This is a genomic window from Streptomyces anulatus (genome assembly GCF_014650675.1).
Lineage (GTDB): Bacteria > Actinomycetota > Actinomycetes > Streptomycetales > Streptomycetaceae > Streptomyces > Streptomyces anulatus.
Window position 1 is genome coordinate 471,529 of the sequence record NZ_BMVK01000003.1, and the last position, 15,801, is coordinate 487,329.

The window sequence follows — 15,801 nt, forward strand, 5'->3', positions numbered from 1 at the left end:
CGGTTTTTCTTCTCCATCAGGTTTGATCCACAGTCAACTTGAGTTATCCACAGGGTATTTGATGGTTCTGTGGACAACTCGCCTGCGCTTTAGGGTCTTTCGTTAATTATGCCCTTTTTGGCGTGAGTTGCTGTGAGGTCGTCCAACGTGCGTGCCTGTACTTCTCGTTCGGTGGCCGCCGCCACGAAGTCCGCCACTCGCTCCGCACCAACCAGCTCCTGCACGGCCTGTGTTGTCCGAGCCGGGAGCAGCACGGGGCGGGTCGCGTCCTCGGCGATCGCCGTCTCCTCGGCGCCGAGGTGGTGATGCAGATGGCGCGTCGCGAACGTCCGCATGGCGCGGGCCAGTTCGGCGTCCACCGTCTGCTGTGCGAGCGGCCGCAGGCGACGCACGAGCGACGCCGCCTCGGCCGCGTCGGAGTCGGTGGGCGGCCGATGGCCGAGATAGCGGGCGAAGACGTGCTCGGTGGTGAACTCCAGGAAACGGGAGGCGATGTGCTCCACCTGACCGCGAAGTTCCCTCAGATGACCCGAGATCGCGGGCAGCGGGACCCCCGCCCCGTACAACTCGACCGCCACGGCCAGCTCTTGCGGACTCGGTACGAGGAACTCGTCGTCCCGGCCGGGCACCCGTTCCAGCACGCCGAGCTCCACCGCCTCGGCGATGGCCTCGTCGTCCTGCCGGCCGCCGAACCTCGCGTCCAGCTCCCGGCGGCTGATCCGGTCGGCCTCCTCGTCCGTCCACGGGCCGTGCACCTCCGCGACCAGACCGAGCACCCCGCCGAGCCCCCGTCCCGCGTCCCACGCCTCCAGCAACTCCTTGATGCTGGCCAGGGTGTAGCCCCGGTCGAGCAGGTCCGCGATCTGCCGCAGCCGGGCCAGATGGGTCTCCCGGTACACATTGGCCCGGCCGCGCCGCTCGGGCGTCGGGAGCAGCCCCCGGTCCTGATAGGCGCGGATCGTGCGCACCGTGGCCCCGCTGGCGTGGGCCAGATCCTCGATCCGGTACTCGGCGGCCTGTGCCCCGGTCCCGGTCACAGCGGGGGCTTCAGCCGGGCGACGGAGCGCAGCGCCCCGGGGCTCAGCCGGGACAGCAGCCGCGCGCCACGGGCCTCCGGGGTCACCGGAACCACCGCCTGGTTGCGCACGACCGCCCGCAGGATCGCGTCGGCGACCTTCTCCGGCGGGTAGTTGCGCCGTCCGTAGAGCCGGCTCGTCCGCTTCTGCAGCCGCTCCTCCTCCGCCGCGTCGGCCCCCGCGAAGCGCGTGGTGGCGGTGATGTTGGTGTTGACGATGCCTGGGCATATCGCGCTCACCCCGATCGACTTCTCCGCCAGCTCGGCCCGCAGGCATTCGCTGAGCATCAGCACGGCCGCCTTCGAGGTGCTGTACGCGGGCAGCACCCGGGAGGGCTGGAAGGCCGCGGCCGACGCCGTGTTGACGATGTGGCCGCCCTGGCCCCGGTCCGCCATCTGCTTGCCGAAGATCCGGCAGCCGTGGATGACCCCCCACAGATTGACGTCGAGGACCTTCTTCCACTCCTCGCTCGTGGTCTCCAGGAAGGAGCCGGACAGCCCGATCCCCGCGTTGTTGACCAGGACGTCGACGATGCCGTACTCGGCGGCGACCCGGGCGGCGAGCTTCTCCATCGCGGCCTCGTCGCTGACGTCGACCACCTCGCCCCAGGCCGCGGGCGCCCCGATCAGCCGCGCCATCTCCGCGGTCCGGGCGGCCCCTTCCGCGTCCCGGTCCACGGCCACGACCCGGGCGCCCGCCTCGGCGAACGCGAACGCCGTGGCCCGCCCGATCCCGGAGGCCGCGCCCGTCACCAGGACCAGCTGACCGCCGAACCGCTGCGCATAGGGACCCTGCGCCACCGCCTGCTGCGCGGGCGCACCCTCCCGCCCGGCGGACTCGTTCGCGGTGACGAACTCGTCGACCCAGGAGGCCAGCTGGTCCGGCCGGGTGCGGGGCACCCAGTGCTTGGCCGGCAGCGAGCGGCGCACCAGCGTGGGAACCCAGTCCTCCAGCCCGTCGTAGAGCCGCTCGGAGAGGAAGGAGTCCCCGGTCGGCGTGATCAGCTGGACGGGGGCGTGGGCATAGGCGTCCGTGCGGGGCCTGCTCAGCCGGGCGCGGACGTTGTCGCGGTAGAGCCAGGCCCCGTGCGCCGCGTCGTCCGGCAGGGAGGCGGTGGGGTAGTCGCCCGCGGGCACCTTCTCCATGCGCTCCAGGATCCGGGGCCACCGCTTCCCGAGCGGGCCGCGCCAGGCGAGCTCCGGAAGGACCGGCGTGTGGAGCATGTACACGTACCAGGATTTCGCGCCCTGGCCGAGCAGTTGGCCGACCCGGCGCGGGGTGGGGCGGGTCATCCGGCGCTTGATCCAGTGCCCGAAGTGGTCCAGGGACGGCCCGGACATCGAGGTGAAGGAGGCGATCCTGCCCTCGGTCCGGCCGACCGTGACGAACTCCCAGGCCTGGACGGACCCCCAGTCGTGACCGACCACGTGCACCGGCCGGTCCGGACTGACCGTGTCGATCACCGCCAGGAAGTCGTCGGTCAGCTTCTCCAGGGTGAAGCCGCCGCGCAGGGGTTTCGGGGCGGTCGACCTGCCGTGCCCCCGCACGTCGTACAGCACCACGTGCCAGTGCTCGGCCAGCCGGACGGCGACGTCCGACCAGACCTCCTTGCTGTCCGGATAGCCGTGGACCAGCACCACGGTCGGCCGGCCCGCGTCGCCCAGCTCCGCGACGCACAGCTCGACGCCGCCCGTGACCACGCGTCGCTCACGCGCTTGGGACAGATTCACGCCGCCACCTTCTCCTCGGCCCAGCGCCGCACGTGCGGCAGATCGTCGTCCAGCCAGAAGGCACTCTGCTCGGGGTCCCTGGAGTCGGTGACGACCAGGATCTCCTCGAACTTCGCGCCCGTACCCCGGAATCCGAGGTGGGGTTCGACCGCCCACAGGCCCGGCTGCGGCGGGTGGTCGGAGAAGCGGTAGGGGCTCCACAGCGGCGACCAGCCGTCGCGGTGACCGTGCAGGGCGTCACTCACCAGCCCCTTGAGGGCCTGGGTGCCGAACCCGAACACCCGTGGCGACCAACGGCGCTCGGCGACGCGGTCGACCTTGTGGGCGATCACGCCGAAGGGATAGGCCCGGTGTCTGTTCGCGTATCCCTGCGCGGTCATGAGGCGTTCGACGTCCTCGTAGATCTCGCGCAGCGAACGGCGCTCGCGCACCTCCCGCAGAATCAGCTCGCGGTGGGCCTCCAGATCGCCCAGCAGCCTGTCGTGCAGCGGGTTGAGGCCCAGGCACCCCGAATATCCGACATCGGCGGTGAAACCCTTGTACACCGGGGCCATGTCGAGGATGAACGGCATCCCCGGCTCCAGCTTCCGGTCGGTCGGGAAGAACTGCAGCGGCACCTTGAACCCGGCGAACGCCGTGCGGTCCCCGAACCAGGCGAACGGGAGGTGGAACCAGTCGCGCACGCCGCGCTCGCGCAGCCACACGCGCTGCATCCGGGCCGCCTCGCGCTCGGTCACCCCCGACCGCAACTGGCCGGCGACCGCCTCCGCGCAGGCATAGGCCAGGCGCTGGACTTCCCTGAACCCCCGCAGCTCCGGGGCGATTTCGTGCTGCACTGCCGAGGCCTTGCCGGTCATGCCACCGTCCGTTCCCTGCCGTGTGCGGTACGTGCCCGTAACGTGACACTGATGAATGTGACAATGTCCGGCGGCTGCGTCAAGGGGGCTGCACGACCTGTGGACAACCGCGGGCGCCCGTCTGTGGAAAACTCCGCCCCGCTCGCGGGAACCCGTACCGCAGGCTCCCGGACCGCAGGCTCCCGGTGAACCCCGGCCGCGCCGCCCGCCCCGGAGCTCCGGCCTCGTCCTTCGCGGGGTCCCCCTACGGGCGCGTACGCCTGGAGTCTGAGGCGTATCCAGCCGTCAGGGCTGACGACCCCTGTGGTCCGCGCCACTAACGTCATTTCCGTGACAGCCGTAATCGCTACCGAAGCCCTGAGCATGCGGTTCCCCCGCGTGACCGCGCTTGACCGGCTCACGTTGGACATCGGACCGGGTGTGACCGGTCTGGTGGGTTCCAACGGAGCCGGCAAGTCCACACTGATCAAGATCCTGCTGGGTCTTTCTCCCGCCACCGAAGGCCGGGCCGCAGTGCTCGGGCTCGACGTCGCGACCAGCGGCGCCGCCATCCGGGAGCGGGTGGGATACATGCCCGAGCACGACTGCCTGCCGCCCGACGTCTCGGCGACCGAGTTCGTCGTGCACATGGCCCGCATGTCGGGGCTGCCGCCGACGGCGGCCCGCGAGCGCACCGCCGACACCCTGCGCCACGTCGGCCTGTACGAGGAGCGCTACCGCCCCATCGGCGGCTACTCGACCGGTATGAAGCAGCGGGTGAAGCTGGCCCAGGCACTCGTCCACGACCCCCAGCTGGTCCTCCTCGACGAGCCGACCAACGGCCTGGACCCGGTCGGCCGTGACGAGATGCTCGGCCTGATCCGCCGGATCCACACCGACTTCGGCATCTCCGTGCTGGTCACCTCGCACCTCCTGGGCGAGCTGGAACGCACCTGCGACCACGTCGTCGTCATCGACGGCGGAACCCTCCTGCGCTCCAGCTCCACCAGCGACTTCACCCAGACCACCGCGACCCTCGCGGTCGAGGTGACCGACAGCGACACGCACCCCGACGGAACGGGCGCGCTGCGCAAGGTCCTCACCGACGCCGGAGTCACCCTCATCGGCCACGACGGGATCGACACGGAAGGGCTGCCGGGCGCGGGCCACATCCTGCTGATCGAGGCGGCCGGCGAGGACACGTACGACCTGGTCCGCGACAGCGTCGCCGGGCTCGGGCTCGGCCTGGTCCGCATGGAACAGCGCCGCCACCACATCGCCGAGGTCTTCCGTACCGAACAGGGCGGGGCGCACAGCACCGCCGTCCCGGCCGCCGCCGGGGCCGTACAGCAGAAGGGAAGCGGTCGCGATGAGCACTGAGACCGGGACCGCGGCCGGGCGCGACGCCTCCCGGATCCACAACATCGGCTACCGCTCCTACGACGGACCGCGGCTCGGCCGGGCCTACGCCCGCCGCTCCCTGTTCTCGCAGACGCTGCGGGGCTCCTTCGGACTGGGCCGCTCCGCCAAGTCCAAGGTGCTGCCCATGCTGCTGTTCGGCGTGATGGCGCTGGTCGCGGCGATCCTGGTGGCGGTCTCCATGGCCGCCCCGGACGCCAGCAAGCTGGTGGTCAAGTACACCTCGTACGCGATCTACCTCCAGGCCGTCATCGGCCTGTTCATCGCCGCCCAGGCACCGCAGGCGGTATCCAGGGACCTCCGTTTCAAGAGCGTCCCCCTGTACTTCTCGCGGCCGATCGAACGCACCGACTACGTGCTGGCGAAGTTCGCGGCCACCGCCGCCGCGCTCTTCATCCTCACCGGTGCGCCGCTGCTCATCCTCTATGTGGGTTCTCTGCTCGCGAAGTTCGACTTCTCCGATCAGACCAAGTGGTTCGGCCAGGGACTGGTGTCGGTGGCGCTGCTGTCCGTGCTGTTCGCCGGTCTCGGCCTCGTGATGGCCGCGCTGACTCCGCGGCGCGGCTTCGGCGTCGCCGCGGTGATCGCCCTCCTGACCATCACCTACGGCGCCGTCTCCACGGTCCAGGCCATCGCCTGGGAGACCGGTTCGGAAGGGGCCGTGCAGTGGCTCGGCCTCTTCTCGCCGATCACGCTGATCGACGGCGTCCAGACCGCGTTCCTCGGCGCTTCCTCCGCCTTCCCCTCCGGGGAAGGCCCCGGCACCGGCACCGGCGTGGTCTATCTGTTCGTTGTTCTCGCGCTCGTCGCCGGCTCGTACGCCGTTCTGATGCGCCGCTACCGGAGGGTCGGGCTGTGACCACCATCGAGATCGACCACACCTCGCGCTGGTTCGGCAACGTGGTCGCCGTCAACGACGTCTCCATGACCGTGGGACCCGGCGTCACCGGACTCCTCGGCCCGAACGGCGCCGGAAAGTCCACCCTGATCAACATGATGGGCGGCTTCCTCTCCCCCTCGACGGGGAAGGTCACGCTCGACGGCCGGCCGATCTGGCGCAACGAGGACGTCTACAAGAAGATCGGCATCGTCCCGGAGCGGGAGGGGATGTACGACTTCCTCACCGGCAAGGAATTCGTCGTCGCCAACGCCGAACTCCAGGGTTTGGGAGGGGCCGAGGCGCAGAAGGCGCTCGCCACGGTCCAGATGGAGTACGCGCAGGACCGCAAGATCTCCACGTACAGCAAGGGCATGCGCCAGCGGGTGAAGATGGCCTCCGCGCTGGTCCACGAACCCTCGGTGCTGCTCCTGGACGAGCCGTTCAACGGAATGGACCCGCGCCAGCGGATGCAGCTGATGGAACTGCTGCGACGGATGGGGGACGAGGGGCGCACGGTTCTGTTCTCCTCCCACATCCTCGAAGAGGTCGAGCAGTTGGCCTCGCACATCGAGGTGATCGTGGCGGGCCGTCACGCCGCGTCCGGCGACTTCCGGAAGATCCGCCGGCTGATGACGGACCGGCCGCACCGCTACCTGGTGCGCTCCAGCGACGACCGGGCCCTCGCGGCCGCGCTCATCGCCGACCCGTCCACGGCGGGCATCGAGGTCGACGTGACCGAGAAGGCGCTGCGCATCCAGGCCGTCGACTTCGGGCGGTTCACCGAACTGCTGCCGAGGGTGGCCCGTGAGCAGGGCATCCGGCTGCTCACCGTCTCGCCGTCCGACGAGTCCCTCGAATCGGTCTTTTCCTACCTCGTAGCGGCCTGAGTAGTGGCCTGAAAGGAGCTGTGCACCGTCATGTACGACCCCACAGTCGCCCGGCTCACCTACCGGGCCCTGCTCGGCCGGCGCCGCGCCGCCATCCTGTTCGTCCTGCCCGCACTGCTGCTGGTCATCGCCGCGGCCGTGCGCATGTTCGCCGGAGCCGATGACCAGATCGCCTCGGACGTCCTCGGCGGTTTCGCCATCGCCACGATGGTGCCGCTGATCGGCGTGATCGCGGGCACCGGGGCGATCGGCCCCGAGATCGACGACGGCTCGATCGTCTACCTGCTCTCCAAGCCGGTGAAGCGGCCCACGATCATCTTCACCAAGCTGATCGTGGCCATCGCGGTGACCATGGTGTTCTCCGCCCTGCCGACGCTCCTCGCGGGCCTGATCCTCAACGGCAACGGCCAGCAGGTCGCCGTCGCCTACACGATCGCGGCGCTGGTCGCCTCGATCGCGTACAGCGCCCTGTTCCTGCTGCTCGGCACGGTCAGCCGGCACGCGGTCGTCCTCGGCCTGGTCTACGCGCTGGTCTGGGAGGCCCTGTTCGGCAGCCTGGTGCCCGGCGCGCGGACGCTGAGCGTCCAGCAGTGGTCCCTGGCGGTCGCCCAGAAAGTCGCGGGCGACGGCGCGGTGACCTCGGACGTCGGCCTGCCGCTCGCCACGGTCCTGCTGGTCGCGGTCACGGTCGTCGCCACCTGGTACGCGGGCCAGAAGCTGCGGACGCTGAAACTGGCGGGCGAGGAGTGAGGCTCCTGGCCTGAGCCTCGCGAGCCCCGACGACCTCCGCCCTTTCGACCATGGGCGGGGGTCGTCGTACGAGCGGACAGATGTGCGCGTAACCGTACGTTTATCGGGTCGTTGGGCAGGGTGCGTGGAGGCAACTGGAATCCGTGGCGTCGTAGCGATCGTGAAATCGGGGAATGCCGGCACCGGGTGAGGCCCAGCCCACCGGACCGGTCATCGAGTGAGTGGCAACCGTGAGCGTCCTCCACCCCTGAAGCCCGGGGTGTGGGCCGTCCTCGTCGTTCCCTCGCACGAAAGGCACACCCATGCCCACGGAAGTCGCCCTGCTCGAATCGCGCGCGCTGCGCGTGGAGCAGATGGGGCGCGTCGATGTCCTCGACAAGGTGAAAGGCCTTGTCATGCTCCCGGACGGAATTCACGTTCGCACAGAGAACGTGGCTCGTTACTTCGAAGTATCCACAGAGGCCGTGAAGAAGGTGACCCAGAGGCACCGGGCGGAGGTCGAGGAGAACGGCCTCATTCTGCTGCGAGGCTCTGAGCTGCGACTCTTCCATAGGGACATGTTGTCCCTATGGAAGGGGGCGGGGGTGGAAAGTTATCCACAGGCGGCGACGCAATTGACCCTTTACACCCGCCGCACCGTCCTCAACGTCGCCATGCTTCTTCGCGACAGCGACATCGCCCGCTGCGTGCGTACGTACCTCCTCGACGCTGAGGAGGCGCTGCGCACCCGGTACGCCTCCCTCGACCAGCGCGTCACGCGCATCGAGAGCTGCCTCACCGGAGTCGGCAGCGCGCTGCAGGAGCTCGGGCCGGTGCTGGTGCGGATGTCGGAGCGGCTCGACAGTCTGGACCGGAAGGTGGAGGTGACGCACCAGGTGATCGGGGCGATGAGTCTGCGGCTGGCGGACCTGTCGCAGGACGTCGTCCGCCTGGACGGGAGGCTGGACTCCTTCGCCCGGCAGCTGAAGGATCTGCGCCGCCGTAGCGGGCAGCGCTGAGACCGGCGGCCCGGCACCGTGGGAAACGGTGCCGGGCCGCTGTCGCGCTGTCCGGTGGCGGTCGGGCGTGCTACTGCACGGGCGCCGAGCGGAGCAGTTCCTCCAGCACCACCGCGATGCCGTCGTCATCGTTGGACGCCGTGATCTCGTGGGCGACGGCCTTCAGGTCGTCGTGGGCGTTGGCCATGGCCACGCCGTGACGGGCCCAGCCGAACATCGGGATGTCGTTCGGCATGTCGCCGAAGGCGATCGTGTCGGCCGCCTTCACGCCGAGCCGACGGGCGGCCAGCGAGAGACCGGTCGCCTTGCTCAGGCCCAGCGGCAGGATCTCGACCACGCCGGCCCCGGCCATGACCACGTCGACCAGGCTGCCGACCGCCGCCCGAGCGGCGAAGGCCAGCGCGTCGTCGTCCAGCTCCGGATGCTGTATGTAGACCTTGTTGAGGGGGGCGGTCCACATCTCGGTGGCGTCGTCCACGAAGACGTACGGGAGCGGCCCTTCCTGCACCCGGTAGCCGGGGCCCACGAGCACTTCGCCGTCCAGTCCGTCGCGGCTGGCCGCCAGGTGCAGCGGGCCGACCTCCGCCTCGATCTTGGACAGCGCGAGACCGGCGAGCTGCCGGTCCAGGGTCAGCGAGGTCAGCAGCTTGTGCTCGCCCGCGTGGTAGACCTGCGCGCCCTGACCGCAGACCGCGAGCCCCTCGTAACCGAGGTCGTCCAGGATGTGCCGGGTCCAGGGGACCGCACGTCCGGTGACGATGATGTGCGCGGCTCCGGCCGTCGTGGCGGCGGCCAGAGCCTCGCGGGTGCGCTCGGAGACCGTGTCGTCCCCGCGCAGCAGCGTGCCGTCGAGGTCGGTCGCGACGAGCTTGTAGGGGAAGGTCACTTGGCGACCGGTTCCAGGACCTCGCGCCCGCCCAGGTACGGACGGAGCACCTCGGGGACCCGGACCGAGCCGTCGGGAAGCTGGTGGTTCTCCAGGATCGCCACGATCGTGCGCGGTACGGCGCAGAGCGTGCCGTTCAGCGTGGCCAGCGGCTGGACCTTCTTGCCCTCGCGCATCCGGACGGACAGGCGGCGGGCCTGGAAGCCGTCGCAGTTCGACGCGGAGGTCAGCTCGCGGTACTTGCCCTGGGTCGGGATCCACGCCTCGCAGTCGAACTTCCGCGAGGCGGAGGCGCCGAGGTCACCGGTGGCGACGTCGATCACCTGGAAGGGCAGTTCGAGGGCGGTGAGCCACTGCTTCTCCCAGTCCAGGAGCCTGCGGTGCTCGGCCTCGGCGTCCGCCGGGTCGACGTACGAGAACATCTCGACCTTGTCGAACTGGTGCACGCGGAAGATGCCGCGGGTGTCCTTGCCGTACGTGCCGGCCTCGCGGCGGAAGCACGGGGAGAACCCGGCGTACCGCAGGGGCAGCTTGTCGGCGTCGATGATCTCGTCCATGTGGTACGCGGCGAGGGGGACCTCGGAGGTGCCGACCAGGTAGTAGTCGTCCTTCTCCAGGTGGTACACGTTCTCCGAGGCCTGGCCGAGGAAGCCGGTGCCCTCCATGGCGCGGGGGCGGACCAGTGCCGGGGTCAGCATCGGGATGAAGCCGGCCTCGGTGGCCTGCGCGATCGCCGCGTTGACGAGGGCGAGCTCCAGGAGCGCGCCGACGCCCGTGAGGTAGTAGAACCGCGAGCCGGAGACCTTGGCCCCGCGCTCCATGTCGATGGCGCCGAGCGCCTCGCCGAGCTCCAGGTGGTCCTTGGGCTCGAAGCCCTCGGCGCCGAAGTCCCGGATGGTGCCGTGCGTCTCCAGGACGACGAAGTCCTCCTCGCCGCCGACCGGCACGTCCTCGTGGACGATGTTGCCGAGCTGGAGCAGCAGCCGCTTGGCGTCCGCGTCGGCCTCGTCCTGGGCGGCGTCGGCCGCCTTGACGCCGGCCTTGAGCTGTTCGGCCTTCTTGAGAAGTTCGGTGCGCTCCTCGGGGGTGGCCTTGGGAATCAGCTTGCCGAGGGACTTCTGCTCGGCACGGAGTTCGTCGAAGCGGACGCCGGACGACCTGCGCAGCTCGTCGGCGGAGAGCAGGGCGTCGACGAGGTCGACGTCCTCTCCACGGGCGCGCTGGGAGGCGCGAACACGGTCGGGGTCCTCACGGAGCAGGCGAAGGTCAATCACCCCTCCAGGCTACCGGTGCGCGGATCTCGCACTCGAACCGATATTGCTGAGCGTGTCACTTTGACCGAATTGCCGGAATTGATATTTCTGAGGGGAATCCCTGAGGAATCGCGGGGCGCGGAAGGCGGTGTCCATGCCGACGCCCGCGCCGGCGGCGATGTCGATGTCGCGCCGGAGTGGGGAAGGGCGTCAATAACGGCGGTTAACTCCCCTGAACAGGGCAGAAGGTGCGGTCCGCCTTGACGTACCCGCCTTGGGCGGGACGGGAGTTGGGGGACGGCCCGGCCGCTGTTGTCCACAGGGGTCTCCGCCTCGGAATAGTTATCCACAGGCTGTGTGGAAGTTCTGTGGATGCCGGAGGGCATTCTTCCGGAACTCGGACGAAGCCCCGTGGAATCCCCACTCAAACCCGCTCCGCGTGCTCGTTCGGGTGGGAATTCGTCGCCCTAAAGAGTTGATCAAGGGAATTGGGGCGACAAGGGCGCCTCGCACCACCTCGTGGCTCTGTGGACGACTCCGGGACGGCTGGGTTGATTTGTCGACGATGTCGCATTGGGGTGTCGACTTGTCCCCAGGTCGAGAGCCCCCCTGTGGATAACTCTCCGGAGGGCGTGACTATCTGTAGATCGCACCGCTGCGGAGCGCGCAAAGAGGCCGCCCCGGAGGCCTTCGCGCCGGGACCCCTCCTGCGCTTCCGTCAGATCCGGCCGTCCTGGCTGCGCGCCAGCCAGTCGGAGGCTTCCGTGAACGCCGCGTCCGACGTGCCCGCACGCAGCGGCCGCACCTCGTCCGGGGAGACGCCCGCCCGCGGATACGAGCCGAGGAACCGCACCTTCGGGCTGATCCGCCTCAGCCCCATCAGGGCCTCCCCGACCCGTCGGTCCGCGATGTGTCCCTCGGCGTCCACGGCGAAGCAGTAGTTGCCGATGCCCTCGCCGGTCGGGCGGGACTGGATCAGCATCAGGTTGACGCCGCGCACCGCGAACTCCTGGAGCAGCTCAAGGAGGGCGCCGGGATGGTCGTCGCCCAGCCAGATCACCACGGAGGTCTTGTCAGCGCCGGTCGGTGCGGAGGGCCGGGCCGGCCGGCCCACCAGGACGAACCGTGTCTGGGCGTTCTCCGCGTCGTGGATCTCCGTCACCAGCGGCTCCAGGCCGTAGGTCGCGGCGGCGAACTCCCCGGCGAACGCGGCGTCGTACCGCCCCTCCTGGACCAGCCGGGCCCCGTCCGCGTTGGACGCCGCCGACTCCCACAGGGCCCCCGGGAGGTGGGTCGCCATCCAGTTGCGCACCTGCGGCTGGGCGGCCGGGTGCGCGGTGACCGTCTTGATGTCCGACAGCTTGGTCCCCGGCCGTACCAGCAGCGCGAAGGTGATGGAGAGCAGCACCTCGCGGTAGATCATCAGCGGTTCCCCGCCGGCCAGCTCGTCCAGCGTCGCGGTGATGCCGCCCTCGACGGAGTTCTCGATCGGCACGAGCGCCGCCGCCGCCTCGCCGCTGCGTACGGCGTCCAGGGCGGCCGGCACGGACACCATCGGGACGAGTTCCCGGGTGGCGGCTTCCGGGAGCGTGCGGAGGGCGACCTCGGTGAAGGTGCCTTCGGGACCGAGATAGGCGTAGCGCGTGGCTGACATACGGTCACCCTAATGCGCCCCGAGAGCCCTGCCGCGCTGTCTCAGAATGCGGTCGGGAGGGCGCGGTCGGGCCGCGCCCCGAGCGTTCTCCGGCCGCGGCCGGGAGGCGCCCCGAGCGTTTCCCGGCCGCGGCCAGGAGGACGCCGACACCCCTACGACTCCAGCAGCCGCTGTCCCACGTACTCGCCCTCCGCCGCCCCGCCCGGGACCGCGAACACCCCGCTCGCCTCGTGCCGGAGGAACGGCGACAGCGCGTCGCCCCGGTCGAGCTTGCGCTGCACCGGCACGAAACCGCGGAACGGGTCCGCCTGCCAGCAGATGAAGAGGAGCCCGGCGTCCGGAGTGCCGTCCTCCGCGATGCCGTCGTGGTACGAGAAGGGGCGGCGCAGCATGGCGGCCCCGCCGTTCTTCTCGGGCGAGGAGATCCGGGCGTGGGCGTTGTCGGGGATCACGAGCCTGCCGTCCGGGCCGGCCTTGTCGAGGTCCATCTCCGTGGTCTCGGTCCCCCCGCTCAGGGGCGCCCCGTCCGCCTTGCGTCGCCCGATGACCCGCTCCTGACGCTCCACCGGAAGCTTCTCCCAGTCGTCCAGGAGCATCCTGATCCGGCGGACGACCGCGTACGAACCGCCCTCCATCCACTCCTGCGGCTTGCCGGGGGACGCGGGAACGAAGACGCGCCGGTCGAAGTCCTCGTCGGCCGGCTTCGGGTTGCCGGTCCCGTCGATCTGGCCCATCAGGTTGCGGGCGGTCATCGGCCGGGCGGTCGCGCCGGGGGTGCGGTTGAAGCCGTTCATCTGCCACCGCACCCGTGCCGTGCCCGCGGCCTCCTTCTGGAGGGCCCGCAGCGCGTGGAAGGCGACCAGCGCGTCGTCCGCGCCGACCTGCACCCACAGGTCGCCGTTCGACCGCTCGGCGTCGAGGGCGTCGGCGGAGAACGCGGGCAGCGGGTCGAGCGCGGCGGGCAGGCGGGCGGTCAGACCGGTGCGCGCGAAGAACGTACGGCCGAAGCCGAAGGTGACGGTCAGGGCCGACGGCCCGGCGTCCAGGGCGATCCCGGTGTCGTGCCCGGGGCCGTCCGGCCCACCGGCCGCGGGGCGGCCCGCCATCAGCTCCTTCGCCACCGCGGACCAGCGCCGCAGCAGTGCTGCCGCCTCCTTGCGCCCGGCGCCCGCCGCCAGGTCGAAGGCGACGAGATGGCCCCGGGCCTGAAGCGGAGTGGTGATCCCCGGTTGATGTTTCCCGTGAAACATCGCCTCGGTCGACCCGACGGTCGTCAGCGCGGCCGTCTCCTCGGGGCGGGTGGCGGCGTACCCGGCGGCCCCGCCCCCGGCTCCCAGTACCAGCCCCGTGGCGCCCGCCGCGCCCGCCGTGCCGAGCAGCCGCCGCCGCGATACGCCGGTGCCTCGGGCGCTGCCGCCGCCGGGGGAGCCGGGGGTGGCGCCGCCCGGGGAGCCGGTGGCGGCGGTCTCGTCCGGGATCTGCTTCTTGGTCTTGCTCACCGTGCTCAGCCGATCTTCGCGTTCTTGTCGATGGTGACCTGGTCGATGTCCGACGTCCGTACCGTCACGTCGATCTTCCAGTCCCCGGCCATCGGAATCTGTACACCGCTCGCCGTCCAGTGCCCCTCGGCCAGCCGGTTCGGGACGACCGGCAGCGGGCCGATGTCCTTCGACTCCAGGGTGAGGGCCAGCTTCAGCTCGGGGACGTCCATCGGCTCGCCGTCGCTGCCGTCGATCCACACATGCAGATCGTTGGATCCGGTGCGGCCGGGGTCGAGGTCGATGCGGACGGTGCCCTTGCCGTTCCGGCCGCCGGTGTCGAACGGCATGCTCAGGTTGACCGGGCCGCCGGCGGCGGGAGCGCTGGCCGCGGTGGCGCCGCCCGCGGCCTCCTCCTCCGTACGGCCCGGTTCGGTGGACGTCAGCATGGTGGTGACGGCCAGCAGGACGACGGCGACGGCGGCTTCGGCCAGGACCGAGCGGCGCAGCCCGGAGCGCTCCGGGTCGGCGTCCCGTATCCGCTTCTTCTTCGTCGCGGTCAGGACGGCCCGCTGACGGGCCAGTTGCGCGGCGCGCTCGGGGGCGACGTCGTCGGACGCCTCGTCCGGCGCGGTGCTCTCCTCCGCTGCCTTCTTCTTGCCCCCCGACGGGGCGACGGCGGTGTCCGTCAGCCGTCCCGTCCAGCGCCGGGAGAACCAGGCGACCGCGAGCAGGACGGCGATCAGCGCCACCTTGATGATCAGCAGCTGCCCGTAGCGCGTCCCGGTCAGCGCCGACCAGGAGCCGACCTGCCGCCAGGACTGGTAGATCCCGGTCGCGGCCAGGACCACGACGCTGCTGAACGCGACCGCCGAGAAGCGTCGTACGGCGGCGCTCCCGATGTCCGGCGTCCGGTACAGCGCCACCAGGAGCGAGGCGAGCCCGCCGAGCCACGCGGCGACGGCCAGCAGGTGCGCCACGTCCACCGGCATGGCGATGGACGCCTGGATGCCGGTCGAGGCGTGCTCGGACATCGCCCAGGTGGCGGCGATGCCCGCCGCGACCACGCCGCCCCCGACGGCGAGGCCGAAGGTGAGGTCCTTCCTTTCCTGCTCGTCCTCGCGCCGGGCGTACGTGCCGAACAGCACGGCGATGAACAGGGCGGCGGCCCCGAGCAGCAGCAGCCGGGAGACGAGGGCGGCGCCGGGCTTGGTGTCCAGCACGGACTGGAGCCCGGCGAGGTCGAAGGCGTCGGCGAACTTCCCGCTGCCGGTGTACGGGTTGCGCAGCAGCAGCATGACCAGGGTCGCCGCGGTCAGCGTGAGCCAGCCGCGCACCACGAGCCGCTGCATCGGCAGGGCGGACGCGCCGCCCCGCCAGCAGATCAGGACGAACGCGCTGCCGCCGACGAGCAGCACGAATCCGCCGTACGCGGCGTAGCGCGCGATGTCGTAGACGACGCCGACCGGGCCGCCGCCCGCCTCCTGGGAGGACAGGGCCACCGTGGTCTCGGACGGGGCGCCGATGGAGAACGTGAACGCGCCGGAGATGGGGTGGCTGTCGGCGGAGATCGCCTGCCAGGCCACCGTGTAGGTGCCGTCCGGCAGGCCGGAGTGGAGCGCGACGCCGTAGCGGACGGTGCCGCCCTCGGAGAGATCGCGCGGTTCGGCTTCGGTGTCGGCGCGTTTGCCGCTGGGGTCGAGGACCCGGATGGAGTCGTCGCCCACGGCGATGGCCTCGGAGAAGCTGAGGGTGACCTCCTTGGGCGCGGTGTCCACCACCGCCCCGTCCTGCGGGTCGCTCCCGGTGAGGGCGGCGTGCGCGGACGCCGGGCCCGCGCCGGCCAGCAGCAGCCCGAACACCAGGCTGACCAGCGCGGCGAGGAGTGCGGCGGCGGCGACGGGCCGTCGTATCGGGGACGGTCCGGCGTACGGGGCGGTGGCAGACATCGTTC

General features: G+C 70.7%; 13 protein-coding genes. 5 read left to right on the forward strand and 8 right to left on the reverse strand.

All coding sequences use genetic code 11. The features are described from left to right. Nucleotides 1–89: 89 nt before the first annotated feature. The 3 genes from IE272_RS10550 to IE272_RS10560 are packed head-to-tail and all read right to left on the reverse strand — an operon-like array spanning nt 90 to nt 3,663. The gene (locus IE272_RS10550) at nt 90–1,037 is read right to left on the reverse strand and encodes a MerR family transcriptional regulator (RefSeq protein WP_190006696.1); all 948 of its coding nucleotides are present in this window, start codon (nt 1,035–1,037) and stop codon (nt 90–92) included. Then, the gene (locus IE272_RS10555) at nt 1,034–2,806 is read right to left on the reverse strand and encodes an SDR family oxidoreductase (RefSeq protein ID WP_050359888.1); all 1,773 of its coding nucleotides are present in this window, start codon (nt 2,804–2,806) and stop codon (nt 1,034–1,036) included. Before IE272_RS10555 ends, IE272_RS10550 begins: the two co-directional genes overlap by 4 nt. Continuing rightward, nucleotides 2,803–3,663: a M24 family metallopeptidase gene (locus tag IE272_RS10560; RefSeq protein ID WP_056702183.1), complete on the reverse strand. Its 861-nt coding sequence runs from the start codon at nt 3,661–3,663 to the stop codon at nt 2,803–2,805. Before IE272_RS10560 ends, IE272_RS10555 begins: the two co-directional genes overlap by 4 nt. A gap of 363 nt (nt 3,664–4,026) precedes the next feature. On the opposite strand from IE272_RS10560, the gene IE272_RS10565 reads away from it, so the two are divergent. The 5 genes from IE272_RS10565 to IE272_RS10585 all read left to right on the forward strand — a co-directional run bounded on the left by IE272_RS10565 (nt 4,027) and on the right by IE272_RS10585 (nt 8,576). Beyond that, nucleotides 4,027–5,022, forward strand: a complete 996-nt coding sequence (locus IE272_RS10565; RefSeq protein WP_056702185.1) for an ABC transporter ATP-binding protein — start codon at nt 4,027–4,029, stop codon at nt 5,020–5,022. Beyond that, nucleotides 5,012–5,920: an ABC transporter permease subunit gene (locus IE272_RS10570; protein WP_190006697.1), complete on the forward strand. Its 909-nt coding sequence runs from the start codon at nt 5,012–5,014 to the stop codon at nt 5,918–5,920. Before IE272_RS10565 ends, IE272_RS10570 begins: the two co-directional genes overlap by 11 nt. Beyond that, a complete protein-coding gene (locus IE272_RS10575; RefSeq protein ID WP_190006698.1) occupies nt 5,917–6,828 on the forward strand; it encodes an ABC transporter ATP-binding protein in 912 nt (303 codons plus the stop codon). The genes IE272_RS10570 and IE272_RS10575 overlap by 4 nt, the downstream gene beginning before the upstream one ends. Nucleotides 6,829–6,858: 30 nt before the next feature. Next, nucleotides 6,859–7,578 (forward strand): ABC transporter permease, encoded by a 720-nt coding sequence (locus IE272_RS10580; RefSeq protein WP_050359893.1) that lies wholly within the window; start codon nt 6,859–6,861, stop codon nt 7,576–7,578. 302 nt (nt 7,579–7,880) lie between these two features. After that, the gene (locus tag IE272_RS10585; protein ID WP_190006699.1) at nt 7,881–8,576 is read left to right on the forward strand and encodes a hypothetical protein; all 696 of its coding nucleotides are present in this window, start codon (nt 7,881–7,883) and stop codon (nt 8,574–8,576) included. A gap of 70 nt (nt 8,577–8,646) precedes the next feature. Here the strand turns inward: IE272_RS10585 and IE272_RS10590 are convergent, their stop codons facing one another. The 5 genes from IE272_RS10590 to IE272_RS10610 form a co-directional block, all read right to left on the reverse strand. Further along, nucleotides 8,647–9,462 carry an HAD family hydrolase gene (locus tag IE272_RS10590; protein ID WP_056712002.1) on the reverse strand — a complete coding sequence of 272 codons (816 nt, stop codon included), beginning with the start codon at nt 9,460–9,462 and terminating at the stop codon, nt 8,647–8,649. Beyond that, on the reverse strand, nt 9,459–10,736 hold the full coding sequence (gene serS, locus IE272_RS10595) for a serine--tRNA ligase (protein ID WP_190006700.1): 1,278 nt from the start codon (nt 10,734–10,736) through the stop codon (nt 9,459–9,461). The genes IE272_RS10590 and serS overlap by 4 nt, the downstream gene beginning before the upstream one ends. Nucleotides 10,737–11,433: 697 nt before the next feature. After that, the gene (gene pheA, locus IE272_RS10600) at nt 11,434–12,369 is read right to left on the reverse strand and encodes a prephenate dehydratase (protein WP_050359897.1); all 936 of its coding nucleotides are present in this window, start codon (nt 12,367–12,369) and stop codon (nt 11,434–11,436) included. A gap of 152 nt (nt 12,370–12,521) precedes the next feature. Next, on the reverse strand, nt 12,522–13,868 hold the full coding sequence (gene efeB / locus IE272_RS10605) for an iron uptake transporter deferrochelatase/peroxidase subunit (RefSeq protein WP_190006701.1): 1,347 nt from the start codon (nt 13,866–13,868) through the stop codon (nt 12,522–12,524). 5 nt (nt 13,869–13,873) lie between these two features. Then, the gene (locus IE272_RS10610) at nt 13,874–15,796 is read right to left on the reverse strand and encodes a copper resistance CopC/CopD family protein (protein ID WP_190006702.1); all 1,923 of its coding nucleotides are present in this window, start codon (nt 15,794–15,796) and stop codon (nt 13,874–13,876) included. Nucleotides 15,797–15,801: the final 5 nt, after the last annotated feature.